The sequence below is a fragment of the Streptomyces albospinus genome (assembly GCF_014648695.1).
Classification (GTDB): Bacteria; Actinomycetota; Actinomycetes; order Streptomycetales; family Streptomycetaceae; genus Streptomyces; species Streptomyces albospinus.
Map to the genome: position 1 here is coordinate 122505 of NZ_BMRP01000016.1, position 21965 is coordinate 144469.

Here is a 21965-nt window from a genome sequence, read left to right on the forward strand (position 1 = left end):
CGGCGTAGCGCAAAGGGCCCGCGCACCGGGCCGGCGACGCCCCTGTGCGTGACGTTGGCCCTCAAGACCTGGTTGTGGTCTTGGGGACCAACGTTGTCGTTTCGGGAGGGAGGGAGGAAGAGTGTCGTGTCGTTGCAGCCGATGGAGCCCGGTGAGGTTCCTTCGTCATCCTCGGCTTCCTCCTCGCCCAGAACTTCACACGAGGACCCACAACGCAGGGGCCTGCCTCGCGGGGCTGACTGTGGCCGCCGCTCTCCATGCGTCCGGCTCGGGTGAGGAGCAAGGCGTTGACCGACGGTACGCATCCCGGCGTTCCGCCGAAGCCTCCTTTGCGGCAGGTCGAGATCGGCGTACGGCATGATGGGCCGGTGGATTTCGAGCCGTACCGTGGTGAGCTGCTGGCGTTCTGCTACCGGATGCTGGGGGCGTTCCATGAGGCCGAGGACGTGGTTCAGGAGACGTTGCTGCGTGCTTGGAAGGCCCGGGAGCGGTACGACCCGACGCGTGCGTCGTTGCGGACGTGGCTGTACCGGATCGCCACCAACGCGTGCCTGACCGCGCTGGAAGGGCGCGGTCGGCGTCCGCTCCCGTCCGGGCTGGGCGCGCCGAGCGACGATCCGGAGGCCCCGCTGGCCCCGGCGCTCGACGTCCCCTGGATGGGCCCGTTTCCGGATGCTCGGTTCGACGTGCAGGCGCGGGCCGACCTGCGTCTGGCGTGGGTGGCGGCGGTGCAGGTCCTTCCGGCGCGGCAGCGCGCCGTGCTGGTGCTGCGGGAGGTGCTGGAGTTCACCGCGTGCGAGGTTGCCGAGCAGTTGGGGACCACGGTCGCGGCGGTCAACAGCATGCTGCAACGCGCTCGTGCTGCCCTCGCGGGCGTGGGCGATCTCCATGGGGTGTGCGAGCCGGACGATCCCGAGGTGCGGGCGGTGGTCCAGCGGTATGTGCGGGCGTTCGAGGCGGCCGATGTGCCCGCACTGGTGCGGCTGTTGTCCCACGACGCGGTCTTGGAGATGCCGCCGGTCCCGCTGTGGTACCGAGGCAGAAGCGGCTACGGCCTGTTCATGGACCGCGTCTTCCGGATGCGCGGTACCAGCTGGGTCGTGCGGGAGCTCACGGCGAACGGGCAGCCGGCGCTCGCGGCGTACGCGCCGGAGCCCGGCGGCGAGCACCGGCTGCACACACTCCAGGTCCTCACCGTCACCGGCGGCCTGGTCACGCACAACATCGTCTTCGCCGACCCGCGCGTCCTCGACGCCTTCGAACTGCCGCAGCGGATTCCCTTCGACGATTTCCCGCGGGAGCGATGAGTCGAGCAGGTGCCGCCGGTATGTACCGGTGAGCACCTGACCGAAAGGAACATCGCTGTGAGCGTCATCGTCATCGAGTTCATCACCCTGGACGGGATCGTGTCCGACCCGGACGGTTCCGCGGGCACACCGCTGGGCGGCTGGGCGTTCCGGCACGGCCATGAAACCGTCGCCGGGGACACGTTCCGACTCGGCCGTACTCTGGACGAAGGGGTCCTGCTGCTCGGGCGCACGACCTGGCAGCTCTTCTCGCGGCTGTGGCCCGGACGCGACGACCCGTTCGCCGCGCGCATGAACGCCGTCCCGAAACTCGTCGCCTCCCGCACGCTCACCGACGCCGACACCGCAGCGTGGGCAAACTCGCGGGTCCTGGCAGGCGACGTCATCGACGCCGTCAAGCGCGAACCACGCGACGTGGTCATCACCGGCAGCCTCAGTCTCGTGCACCAGCTCATGACCGAGGACCTGATCGACGAGTACCGACTGCTGACCTTCCCCACCGTCCTCGGCACCGGCGACCGGCTCTTCCCCACCGGCGGCCCTCACACGGAGCTGGAGTGCCTGTCGGCGCAACAGGCCGGTGCCGCCGTCCTCACCCGCCACTGGAGGGCCGCCCGATGACCGCCCGCTTCATCGCCCTGTACGAGACGCCCGCCGACCCCTCGGCATTCGATCGCCACTACCGCGACATCCACATCCCGCTCGCACGCCGGCTCCCGGGACTGCGCCGCTACACACTGGGCCGCGATGTGGTCGCCGTCCGCGGCGAACCGTATTACCTGGTCGCCGAATGGGAATGGGACACGATGGAGGAACTACGCACGGCCTTCGCCTCACCCGAAGGACGCGCCACCGCAGCAGACGCGGCGCACCTCCAAGAACTCGCCCCGGTCCGCAGCATGATCTACAGAGCCGACGAGAACGTGCTGTAGGCACCTCTGCGCACGAACGTGCCGAAGGAACGGGGGTCGCCTGGATCGTCCGCACCGGAGCACTCACAGACGTCTGCTCGCCCGAGCGTCGCAAGACCACCGGCTCCCGATCTCGGGCGAGCGCCGTTTGACCCGAGCTCACCGGCACCGGCTGCCAGGGGCTGGCAAGGTCCGTCCCTGGCAGCTCCCAGAGTTCGAGTACCGCCGGCACTGCAGGGCGGTTCATTCTCCCAGGGCACGGGCGTGGGCCGACTGGCCGGTCGCGGGCATGCGCGATCCACATATGCCCGGTCTTGTGAACGGCATGACCGGGCATATGGCCGGCCCGGACAACATTTTCCGCGAGGAACCGGCCCAGCTCGTACGAGCACTGGGCATCCCTCACCAGGGCTGAACGGCTCCACCGCACAGCCCGGATTGGGCTTGTCCCGTGGCCTGGTCAGGTCAGGAGGGGGCAAGCAGGTGCTGCTGCGGCTGGACCCGCTCCTGCACGACGCACTCACCCGCTGGGCCGACGACGAACTGCGCAGCGCCAACGCCCAGATCGAGTTCCTGCTCCGCAAGGCCCTGGCCGACGCGGGGCGGCTGCCGCGGGGAGGTCGGGGGCCCTCCGCGGCGGGGCCGGCTGCCGAAGCAGCCGTGCCGAACTCCGGTCCGCTCTCGGGGGCTCGGTGGCGCCTCCCTCCGCCGTACTTGTATCGGGTCTCACCGCCGTGCACCGCTGCTCCGTCAGCTGCTCCGCCGCCGGCACTGGTGAGCAGGTCTGGGATGAGGCTGTCGGTGGTCTTGCCGCCGCGGTGGAGGGGGATGTCGACACCATCGGCGGCCATCTGGCCGCCTGCGCTGGTAATGGCGCCGTTGGCTGACTCCCCCCAGAATCCGTCACCCCGGAAGGTGTTTTGGAGTGCGCTGGGTACCTTTCCGCTGACCACCTTGCCTGCCACGCCGAGTGCGGTGCCAGCGCCGCCGGCCACTGTGGCGTCCAGGAAGTCTTGGTCCAAGTCGACATCCTGGCCCGAAAGTGCTTGGCCGAGTACGTTACCTGTGAAGTTGCCGGCGACGTTCGTGCCGAACTCCACGCCGATCTCGGCGAACTTGTTGGCCTCCATGAGGCCGCTGACGGTGTCACGTCTCCCGGTGCCCGCTCAGAACAGTGCTAGGCCTTCGCCGCTGGTGTCCGCGATGACTGGCCGGAACTGGGCAGGGAGGCCGTCCAAGCGGTCGGGGCCGGCCGCGGCGGCCACGGCAGGGGCTGCCTCGGCCAACCAGTCGCGAAACCGCTCGGCGGCTTCGCGGTAGGGGACTTGCGCCAGGACACGGTGCTCGCCGGAGGGGCAGAAGTCGACGGCGACAGTGAGCAGGCAGGAACGGGGCGCCTGCTGACTGCCCGTCCAGGACACGCGCAGGACACCGCAGGGCTTGCGCCCGCGGGGAGCGCGGTGGGTCGGGCGCAGCGATCGGCAGGCTATGTGGGCGGTCCATGCGGCGAGGTGCGGCAGGGGCAGGGTGGTGCGTGCGCGGCAGCCGGGGCAGCGGTGCCAGTGGCGGAGCCAGTCGTCGGTGTCGGTGTGGAAGAGGCGTGTGTAGTGGTTCGCCACGCGGATGTCGTTGCTGTACAGGTGGTCGGGGCGTTCTTGTGTGTTGCAGGACTGGCAGACGGGGGCGCGGACGTAGCCGTGTTCGTGGCAGTGGTCGAGGACGGCGGCGGGCGCAGTGCGGCAGACGGCGCACGCCCACCCGGCCACCTTGCGGGAGGTACCGGGCTTCCTGCTGAGCACCGAGTACAGCTGGCCTTCCAGCTCTGCGTTGTACGGGCGCGGTGAGGCGGTGGGACGCTCGGGGCTCGTCGTCTGCCGACCGTCGGCGTCTCGGGCCTGCCGGGGGTGGGAGGGCGGCTCGGTGACGGCAGTGCTTGCCTGGCGGGTCCGCGCGGCTTGCACCCACTGCTTTTCGGTGTGCTCGGCCGCGTCGAGCAGCCTGACCACAGCGCGCGGCAGCCACCATGTCCGCTGCGTCCCGTCGCGGGTCTGCTCCACGAGCATCTGTCGCCAGTCGATCCCCGCCAGGTGGTACGGCCGGCTGCCTTCACGTCGTGCTGCCCGCTCGGGGCCGCCCAGCTCCTGCAGTTCCCGCGTGATGCGCCGGCGCCAACGCAGCGGCGTTTCCTCGTTGCACTCCTGCCTCGGTGCCCCACGAAACGGACCGATGCGGACCAGGTCCTGCCGATCCATCCCCACCGCGTTCAGTTCCGCGGCCGCCCGGCGCACCTCAGCCTCCGGAACACTCCACTGACCGCCGCTCGCCCTCACCGTCGCCACCACATGGCCGCCGAGCAGGACGTACCCCACCCGGGCATGGGCAGGAGAGCAGGTGAATGCCCCAGAAGCCGTCGGCACAGCACTGTCGGCCGTCAAATCGACCCACAGAGCGTCCGCGGCACCCAAGGTGATCAGGCCGTCCGTGCGACCGGGCATGACACGCTCTGACATACCGACAGGCTAACGGCCGGCAAGGCGGCAACGGGTCCCCAAGCGCCTCGGTCGGCCGGGCCGCCGCCCACGCCGCATCCGCCGACCGGGGCTGGGCGATGTTGGATGCGTCGCAGGCCGCTGCGGGCGGTGGTGAGGAGTTCATCGACCGTTCGGGCCCCGAGGTTTGGCAACGGCCCCGTTCTTGAGATGCGCCCAGCTTCCTTCGACCGGGTTGAGGTCCGGTGCATAGGGAGGCAGAGAGACCAGGGGGAGCCAGTTGCTGCGGTCCGCGAACAAGCGCATCCGGCGGCTGCGATGGCTGCTGAGATTGTCCCAGATCAGTACCATCGGGCGTCCAAGACACCGGTGCACCTGACGTAACCGGTGGATCAGGATGCGGTCGGTGACCGACCCGCGGGCATGATCCGGTAGAGGTACCGGGCCGGCTGACCAGGGCGGTAGCAGCACCAGCCGATGACGGAGATTCTGGGTCGCTGCCCCATCCGCAGTGCGATGGTGGGAGTCTGGCCGACGGGTGCCTAGGTCCGTCGCACCGGCGGTAGCAGCGGCAGGCCGGATTCGTCCGCGATGACGATCACTGCCCCGCTGTGCTCGGCGGTGGTTTTACCTGGGGCCACACTTCGCTCCGCCAGGTCATCACCGCCTTCTCGTCGCGCTCGTAAGCTCGGCCCGTGGGGATCTGCCGTGACCAGCCGTGTCGCTTCAGCAGCCGCCACACTCCCGACGGGCTGGTGTACTCCGCGCCGGTCATCTCCTCAATCACTCGGCGGATCCGGGCCAGAGTCCACACTTGCCCCGTGAACCTGCCCGACGGTCCCGAGGACCGCAATGCCGGTTTCCCGCCGCTCTTCCGCTTCTTGTGCCAGACATGCACCGCCTGCCGGGAAACCCCCAACCGACGGGCTGTCTCTGCCTGGGGGTGCCTGGCGGCCACCGTGCTCGGGCCTGTCGTCGGCCTGCTGTTCATCGGCGGCCGACACACCCGCTACCTGCACAGCCTGCGACGCGGGTGACCGGCGACGCCCCGCTGTCTGGACGCCGGACACCGTGCCAACTGGTAACAGGGGTCCTGGTTTACGGCAGCCAACGCCCGCTACCGCGCGCCCTGGAAGCACGCGGGGTGGGCCACGTAGTCGCGTGTCGTACCCGGCGCACCTATTCACCGGAGTCGGGAAGTTCCGGGCCGATGCACTCCAGGGCGACAGGCGGCAGAGTCCGTCTACGCATGCGAGATGCGCCCCGCGTACCGCGTCTCGTTCCGGCGCAACGTGTCACGAGGGTGGCACAGGAGTTGCATGAACGCGGACGCCACTTGGTCGGCGGCCGGGCCGACGGGGCCCGGCTTCCGGCCTCAACCCGGTGTCGCGCGGAGCGCCCCGCCCTGTCCGAGAGCACTCTTACCGTTGGCTGCATGGATCACCACGATGAGATGGCGCACGGTGTGCGTAACACTGCTCGGGGCCCTCGGGCAGCCATCGAGATCGACGGGAATCGATGGGATCCCGGGAGCCTGAGCGGTTGCACCATCAGCCACCAGGAGGGCGAGCCTCCGCACGTGGTGCTGCACGTGGAGAACGAGGGCGCCGCTGAGTTCGAAGGGCTCGCCCGAGTGGCTGTCGCCGGCCCGGTTGCCGTAGAGCCAACGGCTGCCGAGTTCCTCGCGGCAATCGGCCCTGAGGAGTTGGAGCGTGCGGTACCGGCCAGGCCGGACCTGGGTACGAGCCCGTACTCGCTGACGAAGGCGGTGCTCACCCAGCTCGGGGAACGGGCTCGTGGCGCTTGCAGCGCAGTGCCGTCCGGTCGGGACGTCCTCCGAGAGAGGCCTGAGAAGGTCCTGGACCCGCTGTGCGAGGCATCTACTAGGGCATATAGGGCGATCTGCCTCAAGCAAATGCCCTCTGAGTGGCCTGGGAATGAGCTGGCGTAGTGGATTCCTCCACCGTTCACGGACCCCTCCGGATACCAGGGCCGCAGGCTGCCGTCGTACGATCGAGGCAGGTGAGCCGGGAAGTCTGGTCGGCGCTTTTGTCCGTCGAGCCCCGGAGGCATTGGTGCAATCTTCCCTGTCGTGCTGCTCTGCCGAACGCAGCGGACTACTCGGGTGCGGGTTCTGATGCGCGGCGGCGCGTATCTGGAGGCCGACTGGCGGCGGGAGACGCTGCGGACCAATCTGTGGTTCGTACCCGCGGCCGTGGTGCTCGCCGCTGCGGGACTCTTCGCCGCCACCTACGGCTTCGACCGCGCCGTCTACAGCGGGCGTGCCACGCTTCCCTCCTGGGTGATCTCCGGCCACGCCGACGAGGCCCGCCAGATCCTGTCGACGATGGCCGCCGCGATCATCACCGTCGTCGGTCTGGTCTTCTCCATCACGATCGTGGCGCTGACGCTGGCCTCCACCCAGTTCGGACCGCGCATGCTGCGCAACTTCATCCGGGACCGCGGGACGCAGCTGACCCTGGGCACGTTCGTGGCCACGTTCTTCTACACCGTGGTCGTGCTGGTCGTGATCAGCCCGGGTCCGCACGGTGACTTCGTGCCCCATCTGTCCGTCACCGTCGCGCTGGGCCTGACCCTGGTCGACCTCGCGGTCCTGATCTACTTCATCAACCACATCGCCACGAGCATCCAGCTGCCGCAGGTGATCGCCGGTATCGCGCGCGACCTGTCCGGGGCGATCGAGGCCCAGGGCGGCGAGGACCCCGCCGCGCCCGTCAACCGGGAGTGCGGGCCCCCCTGGGAGGAACTCCTGGTCAAGATCGACGAGTCCGGCGCGGTGATCCGCACTCCGCACAGCGGGTATCTGCAGTTCATCCGTCATGAGCGACTGGTCAGGATCGACGCCGACGCCGACGCCGTCATCCACCTGCCCTACCGGCCGGGGCACTTCCTGGTCGAGGGGCATCCGCTGGCTGCCGTGTGGCCGGCCGAGGCAGCGGCCCAAGTGGAACATGAGCTCGCCCGCGGACAGGTCACAGGCCCTTACCGGACACTGACCCAGGACGTCTCGTTCGGCGTGGACCAGCTTGTCGAGATCGCCCTACGCGCACTGTCCCCGGCGGTCAACGACACCTTCACCGCCATGACCTGCATCGACTGGCTCGGCGACTGCCTGTGCCGCATCACCACGGGCTGGCACCCGCGCCGGGTGCGGCGGGACCCGAATGGACGGGTGCGGCTGATCGCCTACCAGGCGGACTACGAGCGACTCATCGCGCGGTCCTTCGAGAAGATCCGGCAGGCCGGAGTGGGCATGCCGGCGGTCATGATCCGGCAGCTCGACGCCCTGTCCAAGATCATGGAGCAGACCCTGGAAGCAGAGCGCCGCCAGGTGCTGATGGACCAGGCGGACATGATCCGGCGGGCGTGCGACGACACCGTGCGGGAGGACAACGACCGCCGCGATGTGCGGGTCCGCTACCAGGCCTTGCAGGCGCAGATGAAGGCCGGTCCCCGCCGGTGACCGGGGTCGCGGCCGACCACGGTCGTGACGTCCCGGCAACCGTCAGCCGTCGCCACCGCACTCGGTTCGCACTCCAAACGGGTTCGTACATCACCGAGGAAGGCGGCCCGGTCTGCGGGACGGCTCTGGAGGCGGGCGGGTGGTGAGCGGGTCCGGGGGGCTCGGTGGGGGTTCAGCACCGGTTCGGCTGGAGAGGTGCTCCGTTCGCTGCGCGGTAGCGGTGGACGAGCGCCACGGCCATGGCGCCCTCGCCGACACCAGAGGCCACGCGTTCGATTTGCAGGGATGTACGTCAGGGGGAGGCGCCCCCGAACAGCCTGGGCCAGTTCGGGGGCGTCACAGTGGTGCCGTTCGGTTCGGCGGGGGAGTCAGCCGACCAGAGCGCGTTCGCGCGGTGAGTGCGGCGCGGGGGCGGTTGCGTGCTGGTCGAGCTTCTCGCCCTCGACGTCCACTCGGGGCAGGATCCGGTCCAGCCACTTGGGGAGCCACCAGGCGGACCGGCCGAGCAGGGCGAAGAGTGCGGGCACGAGCGCCATGCGGACGATGAAGGCGTCGAAGAGGACGGCGATCGCGAGGGCGAAGCCGATCATCTTGATGAAGTCGTTGTCCTCCATGATGAAGCCGGAGAAGACGCTGGTCATGATGACCGCGGCCGCGGCGACGACCCGGCCGCCGTGCCGGAAGCCGTCGACGACCGCCTCGGCGGGGCGTGCCCCGTGGACGTACGACTCACGCATCCGGCTGACCAGGAAGACCTCGTAGTCCATGGCCAGGCCGAAGACCACGCCGATCATGAAGATCGGCATCGTACTCATGATCGGGCCGGTCTGCTCGATGCCGAGGACATCCGCGAGCCAGCCCCACTGGAAGATTGCCACGACGGCGCCGAGGGCCGCGGTCACCGAGAGCAGGAAGCCGAGGGCCGCCTTGAGCGGGACCAGGAGGGAGCGGAAGACCACCATCAGAAGCAGGAAGGCGAGGCCGACGACCAGGCCGAGGTAGGGCAGGAGCGCGTCGTCGAGGGTCTGGGAGAAGTCGATGAACATGGCCGTCTGGCCGGTCACGAGGATCCGGGACGCGGTGCCTCGCTCCAAGCCGCTTGTGGCGGACCGTAGTTGGTGGACCAGCTGCTCGGTCTTGTGCTCGGTCGGGCCGGTCTTCGGGATGACGTTCAGGATCGCGGTGTCGTCCGCCTTGTTGGCGGTGGCCGGGGAGACCGAGGCCACGCCGTCCGTCGTGCGGAGGGCCGCGCCGACCTTGTCGCCCGCGGCCTTGGCCCCGTTCGCCTGCACGGTGACCGTCAGCGGTCCGTTGAACCCGGGGCCGAAGGACTGAGAGAGCATGTCGTACGCCTTGCGCTGAGTGGTCTTCGTCGACATCGAACCCTCGCCGGGCAGCCCGAGTTCCAGGCTCGCGGCCGGTACGGCGACCGTGCCGAGGCCGACCGCGCCGACGAGCAGCACGGCCACGGGGTGACGAAGGACGTAACTCGCCCAGCGGGCACCGAGGTTGGGCCTGCCGCCCTTGGTCGACTTGCTGGCGTGCTTGGCGGCCTTGCGCTGCCGGCGCTCCGACAGCGGCTTGACGGCGTACTGGAGGCGGCCCTTGCGGGCCATCACCTTGACCGATGCGAAGCCCAGCAGGGCGGGGACCAGGGTGATCGCGACGAGCACGGCGACCGCGACGGTGCCGGCCGCGGCCAGGCCCATCTTGGTGAGCATCGGGACGCCCACGACGGCCAGTCCGGCGAGGGCCACGATGACCGTCAGCCCCGCGAAGACCACCGCCGAACCCGCGGTGCCGACGGCCCGGCCCGCGGCCTCCTCGGGGGTACGCCCCTCGATCCGCTCGGCCCGGAACCGGGACACGATGAACAGCGCGTAGTCGATGCCGACCGCGAGCCCGATCATCATCGCGAGCGTCGAGGTGGTGCCGGACAGCCCCAGGGTGGAGCCGAGCGCGGTGATGCCGGAAATCCCGATCCCGACTCCGATCAGTGCGGTGATCAGCGGCATTCCGGCCGCGATCATCGAGCCGAAGGTCAGGACGAGGACGATCGCGGAGACCAGGATGCCGACCTTCTCGCCGGTGCCGCCCATCGTCTGGTCGACCTTCACGGCGTCACCACCGGCCTCGACGGTCAGGCCCGCCTTGCGGGCCTTCTCGACGGCGGCGTCGAGCGCGTCGTGCGCCTTGTCACTGACCTTCAGCGCGGGGACCTTGTACGTCACCACCGTGTAGGCGGTCGTACCGTCCTTGCTGATGCTGACGGCGGAGGTCTTGTACGGGTCCGTGGCGGTCACCACCTGCGGGGACGATGTGCCCAACTCGGCGACGAGCCGGCCGACTTCGGTCCGCTGGCCGGCGTCGGTGATCTTCTGGCCCTCGGGTGCCCGGACGACGACCCGGGCGCTGGAGCCATCGGCACGCGCGTCCGGGAACTTCTTCGTCAGCAGGTCGAAGGCTTCTTGCGACTGGGTGCCCGGCATCGAGAACGTGTCGGCGGGCGGTGGCGGAGCGGAGGAGGCGGCGAAGCCCATGCCGCCGAATATCAGCAGCCAGAGCAGCAGTGTCACCCCCCGGCGGCGAAGGGCGAGGCGGCCGAGACTGGAAAGGAACGTAGCCACGCTGGGGCTCCCGTCAGGTCGGTTCGAATGGTGGAGGCGGTCGGGTCGGGTCGGGCCGAGTCGGCGCTTCTGGTGCCTGGGCAGCGCGGTATGGCGCCGTGATGGCGCATGACTGGTCCTTGCTCGGTGCACGACTGGCGCTGCGGGAACAATGCGGGCCTGATTTCCTGTGGCCGCACGTCCGCAAGGGGAGTGCTGCGGCGCTCGCGCCTCGCCATCATGGCACACGTGTGGCGCCATAGCGAGTCAATGTGGCGCCATGTCGTGCTGGGGGGTCATCCCCCTCTCGTGGGTCCCCGTCGGTGTTGATGTCCTGACCTGCTCACCCTTCGATTCTCCGGCCGGTGGGCGGGTCGAGGTGGTCGTCGATGCGCATCCCGCCCGGCGGTCACTCCTCCCCGGGTGTGGTGGCCGCGCTTTGCTCGCCCCGTGTCATCCTTGCGCCAAGCTGAGCCGTTATGGCTTGTGTCTGCGTCAAATGTGTGCCACGTTGGCGCCGTGATGACACGCGACGACATTCTCGGCGCGGCCGAGGAGGAGGTTCCAGGAATGACCAGGGGCACCAAGAACAACGGGGGCCGGATGTCGCGGGGCTCCCGGCGGTTAGTGCTCACGGCGCTGGCGGCCACGCTGCTGGCCGGTGTGGCTGTGCCCGCAGTGGCCACCGCGGGCAGCACGGCCGTGCCGAAGGCTGCTGCCGGGCAGAAGCGCCCGGAACTGCAGAAGGCCATCCAAGCGATGGTCGATTCCGGTTTGGCCGGGGTGCAGATGCGCGCGCACGATCAGCGGGGCGAGTGGGTCGGTAGCGCCGGGGTGAGCAAGTTGGGCGAGACCGGGAAGCCGCCGACCGACGGGTACTTCCGGATAGGCAGCGCCACCAAGACCGTCACGGCGACCGTGGTGCTGCAACTGGTGGCCGAGGGCAAGGTCGGGCTGGACGGCCAGGCGGCCGACTACCTGCCCCAGTTCGGACTGGACCGGCGGATCACCGTGCGGATGCTGCTCCAGCACACCAGCGGGCTGTTCGACTATACCGGCGAGCACTATCCCGACGGGAAGGTCGTGCCGGGGATCCCTTGGCAGGGCAAGGAGTGGGTGGACGACCGATTTCACACCTACCAGCCGGAGAAGCTGGTGCGGTTCGCGTTGTCCAAGCCGGCGCGGTTCGCGCCGGGCACGGCCTGGAGCTACTCCAACACCAACTACGTGCTGGCCAGGCTGCTGATCGAGAAGGTCACCGGCCACTCGTACACCGAAGAGATCAGGCGGCGGATCCTGCAGCCGCTCAATCTCCAGCACACCCTGGCGCCGGGCACCTCGCCGGAGATCCCAGAACCCCACGCCCACAGCTACTACCGCTACCAGGACGCCGGGCAGCAGAAGGCAGTCGACGTCACTCGCCAGAACCCCTCCTGGATCTCCAGCGCCGGCGAGATGATCTCGACCACCCAGGACCTCCACACGTTCTTCTCCGCACTGCTCGGCGGGAAACTCCTCCCGCCCGCGCTGCTGGCCGAGATGCGCAAGCCGCACTCGACGACCGTCCCGAAGATGGGCTACGGCCTCGGGTTGCAGGTGCAGAAGGCGGACTGCGGCAGCACCGTCCTCTTCCACGACGGCGGCGTCCAGGGCGCCGGAACGCTGATGTACAGCACGCCCGACGGCAGCAGGACCATGGAGGCCGCGGTGAACTACGTGGACGGCGTAAACGCCCCGGTGGGGACGTACCAGAAGGAGGTGCAGAAGCTCGTCGACACGGTGTTCTGCGGCAGGTAGGCCGGATCGGCTGACGCGCCCCGGCCGGCTCGGTCGACGGAGCCGAGCACCGTGGACCCATACGCCTTGAGCCGGGCCCCTTCTGATCGTGCATCAGGCCGAGCGTGAACTGGGTCACGCCCAGCTCGGCCAGTCGGTCCACACGCACGCACGCCCGGCCGAGCAGGCAGAGCCGGTTGACGCCCCTGTTGGGGACGGAGCGGGCCGAGGGTTGCCTGCTCGGCCGTGGCGTACCTGGTCGCAGACAGTCCTGTCCAAGCGCTGTCCAGCGCTGCTGACTGAACTTGCTGGTGAGAAGTCCGTATCCCCAGTGGCGGCGACCCCCACGAGAATTCGTCGGGTGCGAAGGCTGCCTCCGTGTTCGGCGAATACCGATCCAGGTGATCTTGTGCGGGGCCTCGTTCGAGGATGCCGTTCAAGGACGAGCTAGGGTGGCCATTATGCGATGGGGGGATCGTTCGGTGTGGATCCGGTGCACCGCCGTGGTGTACGTGGCTGGATTCCTGGAAGGAACGGCAGTACACGGATTCTTTCTCGGCAAGGGCGGGCTGGATGCCTACAGCTACGCACCCCTGCTCGTCCAACTGCTCTTCCACGCGCTCCTGCTATTCGATCCGCTGGTCGCCCTTTTGATCATCCGTGCCCGCCCTGGCGGGCCGGTGCTCGCTGCCGCGGTCGTGCTCGCGGACGTGGTGGGCAACTGGAGCGTCGCCTGGAACGCGGTCATGACGCATCCCACCGCGTTTCTCCGTCCCGTTGGGCTCTTGCCGATCACGCTCTTCGGCCTCTTCGTCCTGCTCACGGCGCTCCCGCTCCGCCGGGCGCTGACGCCCGGTGGAGACATCAACGCCTGCGTGTCACCTCCGCCCAAGGCAGGGTGACGGGCAGTACGTCAGCCCCGTCGGGCGTCCTTCCACGGAGGCGAGAGGCTCAAGACCGAGAGTCTCGGCCCGCCTCCGTTCGACCGGCCCGGCGGTGAGCGGGTGAACGTGGGTGTACCGGAACAACGGTCCGTATCGGCCTGGGAGTTCGAGTCCGACCTCTACACGGATCTGCCGGGGCGCTGGCACACCACGCGCCATCCCGGCCGTGAGGTCGAGGCCCAGGTCCGCGATCAACGCCGTGAACGTGCCCGGATGCGCGGCGAAAAGGGCATCCGCTGGGGCGGCGGGCTCCTCCAAGCCGCAGCCTGATCCAGCCCGGCGAAACCCATGCGGTCACAGCACTAGCCTCGGCTGCGCATCATCGACATCAGCAGCCCGTGGGTCTCGTCGTCGGCGGCGACCACAAGCCCACGACCAGCCTCACCAATCGGGGCACCGTCGATCCCGGTGACAATGCAGCCAGCAGCCCGGCACAAAGCGATGCCGGCCGCGAAGTGCACGCTCCTGGACAGGTCGCCGCCATCGGTGACATACGCGGCGCGCTTGCCGGCTGCGACCCAGGCCAGCGCCAGGGTCGTGGACACGACGCGCGGCCGGAAACGTTCGACGAACTCAGGGTGGGCCAGCAGATCCACGGCCCGGAATCCGGGCGCACTCGGGAACGGCGGATCCAGATTGACGTCCACCAGTCGGGTAGCGGGCGTGGGCGTCAGTAGTGCGTCGTCGGCTCCGTCATGCCGCACCCAGGCGGTCTCCCCGTCGGTGAAGAAAACCTCGCCGCTGAACGGGTCGGCCACCGCCGCCGCCCCATCGCGCAGCGCCACGTTGACGGCCACCAGCATGCTGCCGACGGCGTAGTTCAGCGTGCCGCACAGCGGATCCACCAACCACTGGCGCACAGCGTCGGCGGCGCCCTGCCGGCCGCCTTCCTCGCCGAGCACCGCGTCATCGGGCCGTGCGGCACGGATAACGCCGAGGATCGTCTTCTCGGCCTCCACATCAGCGGCGGTGGCAAAGTCCCCGGCCCCCTTGTCGATGCGGTTGAGCCGCTGGCCGTACATGGTGCGGACCACGTCCGCGCCGGCCCGCGCCCCGGCTGTCGCGACAGCGGCATCGTCGGAGCACGGGTATGAGTGGGTCATGCCGTGCAGACTATCGAGGCGAAACCACCGCCCCGGCGAACCTTCCCGGACAGAGCACCAGCTGTGATGCTCGCACCGGCCAACCACACCTGCTTGCGGGGCTTGATGAAAACCCGGAAGGAGCAGGTGGCGTGGGTGGGGCTGACGGTTCCGGGAACGCCTCTCAGCCAACCTGGGGACGAGATATGCCATGCCCGCCTTGGTGCGGTGACGCGGTCGATGGTCTCGTGCGCGAGGCGGTCGAGTGCGCGCCCATTCGGGGTGCTTTCAGCAATGCGGCGGGCGTCCCCGTCTTCCAGGGCGCCGAGTTCGGCGAGCCCGGCGCGGGCGCCGGTGTTGTACGCCTCGGCGGCCACGTCGAACACTCAACTTCCATGGTTGTACCGAGTGCGTCAACGACCTGTTGCGCGGCGCGGCGCAGTGGCTGGATGTCGGCGAGTTTGGCGGTGGCCCGGCCGGGTGCCTCATAACCCGTGGCGAGCTGGTGCGCGATGATGCCGAGCAGTCGCTGCTCGGTATCGGCGTACAGGCCCCGGCCTCCGACCGACAGATCCTCCGTCATTGCGGGGTGAACGGGCATCTCCGCTCACCCCCCGGATGTTGCCGGACGCGCAGGTCAGTCGTGGTGGGCGACTCCTGGGGAGCGCCTGACGATGCTCAAGTGTTCCGCGTGCCAGCCGCGTTCGTCTTCCACAGGCACGAAGGTCACCCGCAAACCCTCGACGACAAAGGTTCCGTCCTCGATGGCATCGCGGTCCACCCTCACCTCGCGGCCGTCGTCCCCGTCGATGTACCCGACGCCCCGGACTTGGTTGTACCAACGAACCACGCCACTGACCCTGTCGGCCACTATCGCCTCCAACTCTGTTGTTTACGCAAGCTCTGTTGTTTACGCAAGCCATCAATTGTCGCTTGGGTCATTCCCACCTCGACGCGGCATGCACCCTGGCCAGACGTATCAACTCCACCACAGTCCCCGATCCATGTCCTTCGTCGACCCTTCCTCCCGCACCGTCCAGGTGACCGGCGCCACCTCCGGCATCGGCTTCGAGACCGCCTGGCCGGCTCGCCGAGCGCGGTGCCACCGGCCTCGTCCACGGCCGCACCGCCGAAGACGCACAGGCCGCCACCGGCAGGCTGATCGTCACGGCGGGCATCGATGCCCAACTCTGCGGCCTCAGCGCCGTCTTGGCGCGCCTGGAGGAGGCCGAGGTGAGGGCCCGACGTCTCGCCGCGACCGAGGACCGCACCGTCAAGCGCCTCACCAAGCCCGCCGACCGGCTCGTCGGCCACGACGCCTGAAGCACCACCGAAGAACGCCACTGCCTCAAGCACCATCAGGCGGCTCCCGAGAACGAAAAGCTCCTACGCATGTCCCAACGCGCCCCCAGGAAGGAGGGCCGCCAGAAGTAGGCCAACCTCGGCAGCACATCCGGACAGCGCTGAACCCCCGAGTGGGTTGGCTCCGCCCGTTGCCGCCGTCTCCCCTGCACCACACACTCGATGCCGTACGGCGCCACAATGCCTGGGGACGTCCCCTCGACACTCGGGCGTTGGCGGGGTGACCGTGCCCCTGATGACGCCTCCCGGGCGACCGAGCCGTACTCAGGCGACGTGGGCGACCGGCCCCTTGCGTGTACCGGGCGCATTGCAGGCGCGCATCCCGTACGGGCGTGGCCAATGCTCGATCCCCTCGCACTTCGGTGACCGGCGCGCCTATACCTCGATGTGCGAGCCCATGATGACTGTCCGGTCACGGGGGAGGCCGAAGTACTCGGCGGCGTCGGCCGTGATGTAGGAGGTGGCGATGAACAGCCGCTTGCGCCAGAGCGCCATCGTCGGCGCCTTCCCACGCCGGAGCTCGATCTTCGACAGGAAGTAGGTCGCCTGGTCGAGCTGCAACCGCCCCTCGGTTTCGGCCGGGTCGAGCATCGCCATCGCCCCAGGCACGTCCGGTGTCTCCATGTAGCCGAACCGGGCGGTGACGTGGATGATCCCGTCCTCGCTGTAGCCGAGGTCATCGACGATGATCCGCTGGTCGGCCGGGACGCGGGGCACCGGCTCGGTCTCGATGGACAGGATCACGACCTGCTCGTGCCGTACGTGGTTGTACTCGACGTTGGCCCGCATGGCCAGCGGCGCGGTCTGCTTCCCCCGGTTGAGGAAGACGGCGGTGCCGGGCACCCGGAGTGCCGGCATCTCCCCGCTGTGGAGCTGGTCGACGAACTCCCGCAACGGGCCTTCGTGCCGTGCTCGCTCCGCGGTGACGATCTCACGCCCGCGCTGCCAGGTCGTCATGACGGTGAACGCGGTGATCCCGATCAGCAGCGGCAGCCACGCGCCGTGGACGAGCTTGGTCACGTTGGCCGCCACGAACAGCAGGTCCACGAAGAGCAGCACGGTCGCGCCGACGGCGACCAGCCACACCGGCGTGCCCCACCGTGCCCGGGCGACGCAGAAGAACAGCAGGGTGGTGATGGTGATGGTTCCGGTGACCGCCATCCCGAACGCGAAGGCCAGGGCCGTGGAGCTGCGGAAGGCGAAGACCAGGGTGAGCACCGAGACCATCAACAGCCAGTTGATCCAGGGAACATAGATCTGGCCCATGGTGGACTCGGAGGTGTACGCGATGCGCAGCCTCGGCAGGTAGCCGAGCTGGGCCGCCTGAGAGGCGACCGAATATGCGCCGGTGATCACCGCCTGGGAGGCGATCACCGTCGCGGCCGTGGCCAGAACGACCATCGGCAGCCGTCCCCAGCCGGGAACGAGCAGGAAGAACGGGCTGCTGACGTTGTGCGGGTCGGCGAGGATCAGCGCGCCCTGACCGAGGTAGCTCAGTACGCACGCGGGGAAGACGAGGACCAGCCAGCCACGGGTGATCGACCGGCGGCCGAAGTGCCCCATGTCCGCGTAGAGTGCTTCGGCGCCGGTGACCGCGAGCACGACCGCGGCCAGCGCGAAGAACGCGGTGCCGAAGTGGCCGACCAGGAACCCCAGGGCGTAGCTCGGTGACAGTGCTCTGAGGATCTGCGGGTGGTCGGCGATGGCGGCCACGCCGCATGCTCCGATGGCCGCGAACCAGGCGATCATCACCGGTCCGAACAGTCGGCCCACCGCCGCGGATCCCCTGCGCTGCACCAGGAACAGCAGCACGATGATCACCGCGGTGACCGGCACGACGATGCTCTCCAGTGACGACTCGACGACCTTGAGCCCCTCGACCGCGGACAGCACCGAGATCGCCGGGGTGATCATGCTGTCGCCGAAGAACAGCGACGCCCCGAAGATGCCCAACGCGGCCAGTACGGCGGTGGTCCGCCGGCCCCGCGACGAGCCGGACCGTCGCAGCAGGGTGATCAGCGCCATGATGCCGCCCTCGCCGTCGTTGTCGGCGCGCATCGCCAGCAGCACATAGGTGACCAGGACGATGATCACCACCGACCAGAACACGAGCGACACCACCCCGTACACGTTCTCCGTGGCGACCGGGACCGGATGCGGGTCGCTCGGGTCGAACACGGTCTGGAGCGTGTAGATCGGGCTGGTCCCGATGTCACCGAAGACCACCCCGAGAGCACCGATCACCAGCCCGAGACGCACCGTGTCGTGCACGCTCGGACCACCAGCCCCCGGTGACCGCGACGCGGACCCGCCGTCCGACGCACTCCCGTGCCGGCGATCGGCCATGGGTGATCCTTCCTCCGCACGGGCAGTTACGCTGCAGGCCAGGTGCATCACGGCGGACAATACCGATCCCCCTGCACAACCGTCCGAAGGTGCGCGCCGCATCGTTCGTGTGTCAACGTCACTGAATGGTCCAGTCACGCACGAAACAGTTCAGTGGCTGGTTTTCAGTAGCGCAGAGAACTGTTCAGTGTCATACGTTGTCGGGTGCCTGTTTCCGCCTCCATCGGTCTGCCCCGACGTCTCCCCGTGGTGTCTGTACCTGTGTCGCGCCGCACGATCGGCTCGTCGATCCGCCCCGTCCGTCACGGCTCAGCCGACCGTGTGGTCGCGGGTGGCGGCGAGTTCGCGTCGCGCGTGGGCGACGGCTCGGAATTCGTTGGGCAGGATCTTGGAGTGGTTGCTCGCGACCTTCGTGGTGATCCGGATGTTCGGGTTACGGGCGAGCACCGGGTGGAGGTTGGCGCGTATCGGCAGCATGACGACCAGGCGCAGCGCGCGAGAGGGCGGAGACAGCGCCATCACCGCCGCGATAGCCCCACACCACCGCTGAGGATCAGTACGACCCCGGGCACCCCCGCCATCCCAGGGGTGCCAGCGCCCCGCCGACGGGGAGCAGGAGGGCGATGTGGGGAGCCGACGCAGCGGTCGGCACGGGACGTGTCGGGTAGGTCATCCGCTCTTTCTCCGGCCCGGCCGCATCGGATGGCGGGGCAGTGCGGTGGTGTGTCCGGTCGTGCGCGGATTCACGGGCGACCGGACGGCGCGACGGGTGTTGCCGTCATCTCACCGAAGCCGGACCAGTGCCAGATTCAGCTCGACGACGTTGACGCGAGGTTCGCCGAGGAAGCCGAGGGCACGGTCCCGGACGTGCCCGGCGACGAGCCGGTGGACGACCGCCGCGCTCAGGCCACGGGCCTCGGCTACCCGTTCGACCTGCTCGTAGGCGTATGCCGGAGAGATGTCGGGGTCGAGTCCCGAGCCGGATGCGGTGATCGCGTCGGCGGGGACGTCCTTGGGGTCGACCTCGTCGAACGTGGCCGCCGCGGCCCTGCGGTCCTTGATGGACTTGACGAGGTCGTCGTTGTTGGGTCCGAGGTTGGAGGCGTTGGAGCTGGTCGGGGCGTAGCCGGTGTCTCCGGCCGAGGAGGGGCGGGGCTGGAACCACTTGGGGTCGGGGTTGGCTGCCTCCTTGGAGTCGCTGGGGTTCTTCTTGGGCAGGTTGAAGTTCTGGCCGAGCAGGCTGGAGCCGACGGTCTTGCCGTTCTGCCTGGTCTGCGAGCCGTTGGCCCGGTCCGGGAAGGCCGCCTGGGCGACGCCGGTGACGAGCAGCGGATGGGCGATGCCGGTGATCACGGTGAACACCAGCAGCATGCGCAGCGCTGCGATGTGGTTCCGGACCACGGTGGGTAGGAAGCGGGATGTCATGACTGCCTTCTGCCTGGGCCAGCGCAGACCGGGGATGAACTGGACGGCCAGGTCGATCAGTTCGATGCCGATGAACGGCAGGACGAGGCCGCCGAGTCCGTAGATCCAGATGTTGCGGCTGAGCAGCGCTGCGGCCGACGAGGGGCGGTAGCGCACGCCGCGCAGCGACAGCGGGATCAGCGCCACGATGATCAGCGCGCCGCGAGCGCGCGGCGAACGAACACGGCTTCGCCGACCTGAAGAACTGGCGGTTCCTCACCAAGGTCCGCAGGAGAGCCAAGCACGCCACCACGCTGCTGCGGGCTCTTCTTGTCCTGACGAACGCAGAGATCAGACGCTGATCCGCCGTGGCAGATGATCTCCCCGAGGCGATCATGCCGACCACCAGGGCGAGTACCCCGTCACCCGCTCACGCCAGCCCCGTGACCTGCGAATTCAGGATGAAAACGTCCCAATGAGTCAGCGAGTACGTGCCGGGGCGAAGGGGATCCCCGAAGTCATGCCGCGGCGGCCGACCATGAGGGACTCGCCGAGGAAGCTCACGCCGATGGAGAGCTGGAGGGGGCGTGCGTTCTCGTGCATGCCCATCTTCACCGCCAGGACATTGAAGCCGGCCGTGACCGCCAGGGTGCCGATCAGGGTGAGGAAGGTGCGGCCGGTGTATCGCTGCCACAGGACACCTCCCTTGTCGACGAGTTGAATGGTGGCGCCGCGGAGTGCGCCGAGTGCCGCACCGAGGACGGCGCCCGTGATGACCCAGGTGAGGTCGGTGCCGGTCAGATCCGTCTTCTTGACGAGGGACAGGATGCCGATCCCGGTCAGGATCGCCGGGGCGATGAAGAGCTCCTTTGCGTTGACCGGTTCACCGATCATCCGTTTGATCACGACCGCGATCACGACCACCGCGATGATCGCAGCGAGCAGCCAGGGGTTCACGCAGATACCGTCCAATCTTTGTAGCACGGTTACGCTAAAAAATATTAGCTCGGTCGTGCTATAAAGGCAACGTGCCGAAGATCGTCGATCCCGTGGCCCGCCGCAGGGCAGTGGCGCAGGCCGTCCTGTCCGTCGCCGCCCGGCATGGGCTGGAGCATGCGTCGCTGCGCAACGTCGCCGATGAGGCCGGACTCGCCATCGGCTCGGTCCGCCACTACTTCGCCGACCACGACGAGTTGATGACCTTCACGATGAGGGAGCTGAGCCGGCGCATCGGCGACCGCATCCGCACCCACGCCGAGCGGCTCCTGACTCCCGACGGCCGCACCGACCGCCGGGCCGCAACAGAAGAGCTCCTGGCCGAGTTCCTCCCCCTGGACGAGACCCGCCGCCAGGAGTCCGCGCTCTGGCTCGCCTTCACCGCCGCAGCACACACCCGCCCTGAACTGCGGCCCTGCGCTGCCGAGATGCAAGCCGACCTGCACACCCTGATGACGCGCGTGCTGCACGAAGCCCGGTGCGCCGGCGGGCTGCCAGGCAGCATGGACGTCGAACTGGAAAGCACGCGACTGGCCGCCCTCCTCGACGGCCTCACGCTTCAGGCAACGCTGCTTCCGGACCGCTATCCGCCCAAGCTGCTCCGGCAGGTACTGCGACGGCATCTGGACGCCCTCAGAGCCGGCAGCTGACCTCCGGCCAACGCGTTTAGCGTGCACGCTTCGCAGGCACCAAGGGCTCACCGATCACTCGGCCGGCACTTCCTCGCGGTTCGCCACGCTGTTGGAAGACGGCAACCTGGTGCTCTCCGAGCCGGGCGGCGTCGTGTGGGCGACCAACACCCACGAGAAGGGGGTCCAGCGGGCCGTGCTCCAGGAGGACGGCAACTTCGTGCTCTACACCGGCGACGGCGCGGTGTGGGCCACCGACACCCACGGCAAGGACGCCGACCGGCTGGTCGTGCAGGCTGACCGCAACGTGGTGCTGTACGGCAAGGGCGGCGGCCCGCTGCGGGCGTCGGACACCCGCACCGACACCCCGATCGCCGCCGAGGAACCGGCAGCCGCAGCCCCCGCTGCCGAAGAGGTCCCCCCGCCGCCCGCCCCCGAGCCGCGCACCTACACCGTCGAACCCGGCGACACCCTGTGGGCCGTCGCCGAACGCTTCTACGGCGACGGCAACCGCTACGGCGAAATCGCCGCCGTCAGCGGCATCGACAACCCGGACGCGGTGAACGTTGGCCAGGTGCTGACGATTCCGTGATCCGGCGCCCCCGCGGCGGGTAGAACGCACCAGGCGC

The 21965-nt window shown here is 68.9% G+C and carries 21 protein-coding genes and 1 pseudogene; 11 read left to right on the forward strand and 11 right to left on the reverse strand.

The annotated features are described in order from the left end of the window. Window positions 1–368: 368 nt before the first annotated feature. From IEZ17_RS22325 to IEZ17_RS42650, 4 genes and pseudogenes are all read left to right on the forward strand, one after another. Window positions 369–1307, forward strand: a complete 939-nt coding sequence (locus IEZ17_RS22325; RefSeq protein WP_229852520.1) for a sigma-70 family RNA polymerase sigma factor — start codon at window positions 369–371, stop codon at window positions 1305–1307. A 57-nt stretch (window positions 1308–1364) separates the two neighbouring features. Then, window positions 1365–1928: a dihydrofolate reductase family protein gene (locus IEZ17_RS22330; protein ID WP_189302840.1), complete on the forward strand. Its 564-nt coding sequence runs from the start codon at window positions 1365–1367 to the stop codon at window positions 1926–1928. Then, window positions 1925–2239, forward strand: a complete 315-nt coding sequence (locus IEZ17_RS22335; protein ID WP_189302842.1) for an EthD family reductase — start codon at window positions 1925–1927, stop codon at window positions 2237–2239. Before IEZ17_RS22330 ends, IEZ17_RS22335 begins: the two co-directional genes overlap by 4 nt. A 417-nt stretch (window positions 2240–2656) precedes the next feature. Next, window positions 2657–2996, forward strand: a pseudogene (locus IEZ17_RS42650) (type II toxin-antitoxin system antitoxin). A 388-nt stretch (window positions 2997–3384) separates the two neighbouring features. On the opposite strand, the gene IEZ17_RS22340 reads toward IEZ17_RS42650, so the two are convergent. The 3 genes from IEZ17_RS22340 to IEZ17_RS43900 form a co-directional block, all read right to left on the reverse strand. Continuing rightward, window positions 3385–4728, reverse strand: coding sequence for an endonuclease domain-containing protein (locus IEZ17_RS22340; protein ID WP_189302844.1), 1344 nt, complete (start codon window positions 4726–4728; stop codon window positions 3385–3387). A gap of 141 nt (window positions 4729–4869) precedes the next feature. Then, a complete protein-coding gene (locus IEZ17_RS22345; protein WP_189302846.1) occupies window positions 4870–5178 on the reverse strand; it encodes a transposase in 309 nt (102 codons plus the stop codon). A gap of 127 nt (window positions 5179–5305) precedes the next feature. Continuing rightward, window positions 5306–5605: a helix-turn-helix domain-containing protein gene (locus IEZ17_RS43900; protein WP_268249838.1), complete on the reverse strand. Its 300-nt coding sequence runs from the start codon at window positions 5603–5605 to the stop codon at window positions 5306–5308. On the opposite strand from IEZ17_RS43900, the gene IEZ17_RS42660 reads away from it, so the two are divergent. Both IEZ17_RS42660 and IEZ17_RS22355 read left to right on the forward strand, forming a co-directional pair. Beyond that, window positions 5529–5744, forward strand: coding sequence for a hypothetical protein (locus IEZ17_RS42660; RefSeq protein WP_229852502.1), 216 nt, complete (start codon window positions 5529–5531; stop codon window positions 5742–5744). The two genes, IEZ17_RS43900 and IEZ17_RS42660, sit on opposite strands and share 77 nt — an antisense overlap. 1088 nt (window positions 5745–6832) lie before the next feature. Further along, window positions 6833–8191, forward strand: coding sequence for a DUF2254 domain-containing protein (locus tag IEZ17_RS22355; protein ID WP_229852503.1), 1359 nt, complete (start codon window positions 6833–6835; stop codon window positions 8189–8191). Between the two features lie 368 nt (window positions 8192–8559). Here IEZ17_RS22355 and IEZ17_RS22360 read toward each other — a convergent pair whose 3' ends face one another. Then, window positions 8560–10818 carry an MMPL family transporter gene (locus IEZ17_RS22360; RefSeq protein WP_189302848.1) on the reverse strand — a complete coding sequence of 753 codons (2259 nt, stop codon included), beginning with the start codon at window positions 10816–10818 and terminating at the stop codon, window positions 8560–8562. Window positions 10819–11367: 549 nt separating this feature from the next. Here IEZ17_RS22360 and IEZ17_RS22365 point away from each other — a divergent pair. The 3 genes from IEZ17_RS22365 (at window position 11368) to IEZ17_RS22375 (ending at window position 13787) form a co-directional block, all read left to right on the forward strand. After that, the gene (locus tag IEZ17_RS22365) at window positions 11368–12594 is read left to right on the forward strand and encodes a serine hydrolase domain-containing protein (protein WP_229852505.1); all 1227 of its coding nucleotides are present in this window, start codon (window positions 11368–11370) and stop codon (window positions 12592–12594) included. A 440-nt stretch (window positions 12595–13034) separates the two neighbouring features. Then, on the forward strand, window positions 13035–13475 hold the full coding sequence (locus tag IEZ17_RS22370; protein ID WP_229852506.1) for a hypothetical protein: 441 nt from the start codon (window positions 13035–13037) through the stop codon (window positions 13473–13475). A gap of 102 nt (window positions 13476–13577) precedes the next feature. Beyond that, window positions 13578–13787 carry a hypothetical protein gene (locus IEZ17_RS22375; protein WP_189302849.1) on the forward strand — a complete coding sequence of 70 codons (210 nt, stop codon included), beginning with the start codon at window positions 13578–13580 and terminating at the stop codon, window positions 13785–13787. Between the two features lie 32 nt (window positions 13788–13819). Here the strand turns inward: IEZ17_RS22375 and IEZ17_RS22380 are convergent, their stop codons facing one another. From IEZ17_RS22380 to IEZ17_RS22410, 7 genes are all read right to left on the reverse strand, one after another. Then, on the reverse strand, window positions 13820–14620 hold the full coding sequence (locus IEZ17_RS22380; protein WP_189302851.1) for an inositol monophosphatase family protein: 801 nt from the start codon (window positions 14618–14620) through the stop codon (window positions 13820–13822). Then, window positions 14617–14985 (reverse strand): hypothetical protein, encoded by a 369-nt coding sequence (locus IEZ17_RS22385; RefSeq protein ID WP_189302853.1) that lies wholly within the window; start codon window positions 14983–14985, stop codon window positions 14617–14619. The genes IEZ17_RS22380 and IEZ17_RS22385 overlap by 4 nt, the downstream gene beginning before the upstream one ends. Before the next feature lie 251 nt (window positions 14986–15236). Next, a complete protein-coding gene (locus IEZ17_RS22390; protein ID WP_189302855.1) occupies window positions 15237–15482 on the reverse strand; it encodes a cold-shock protein in 246 nt (81 codons plus the stop codon). An 854-nt stretch (window positions 15483–16336) separates the two neighbouring features. Continuing rightward, entirely contained in the window at window positions 16337–18232 is a 1896-nt protein-coding gene (locus IEZ17_RS22395; protein WP_229852508.1) for a potassium transporter Kup, read from the reverse strand. A 384-nt stretch (window positions 18233–18616) separates the two neighbouring features. After that, window positions 18617–18826, reverse strand: a complete 210-nt coding sequence (locus IEZ17_RS22400; RefSeq protein WP_189302858.1) for a hypothetical protein — start codon at window positions 18824–18826, stop codon at window positions 18617–18619. Between the two features lie 264 nt (window positions 18827–19090). Further along, window positions 19091–19918, reverse strand: a complete 828-nt coding sequence (gene kdpC / locus IEZ17_RS22405; RefSeq protein WP_506005253.1) for a potassium-transporting ATPase subunit C — start codon at window positions 19916–19918, stop codon at window positions 19091–19093. 273 nt (window positions 19919–20191) lie between these two features. Then, window positions 20192–20668: a CcdC protein domain-containing protein gene (locus IEZ17_RS22410; RefSeq protein WP_189302860.1), complete on the reverse strand. Its 477-nt coding sequence runs from the start codon at window positions 20666–20668 to the stop codon at window positions 20192–20194. A gap of 71 nt (window positions 20669–20739) precedes the next feature. Here IEZ17_RS22410 and IEZ17_RS22415 point away from each other — a divergent pair, with 71 nt between their 5' ends. After that, on the forward strand, window positions 20740–21357 hold the full coding sequence (locus tag IEZ17_RS22415; RefSeq protein WP_189302862.1) for a TetR/AcrR family transcriptional regulator: 618 nt from the start codon (window positions 20740–20742) through the stop codon (window positions 21355–21357). Window positions 21358–21448: 91 nt separating this feature from the next. After that, window positions 21449–21928, forward strand: a complete 480-nt coding sequence (locus tag IEZ17_RS22420; protein WP_229852509.1) for a LysM peptidoglycan-binding domain-containing protein — start codon at window positions 21449–21451, stop codon at window positions 21926–21928. Window positions 21929–21965 lie beyond the last annotated feature (37 nt).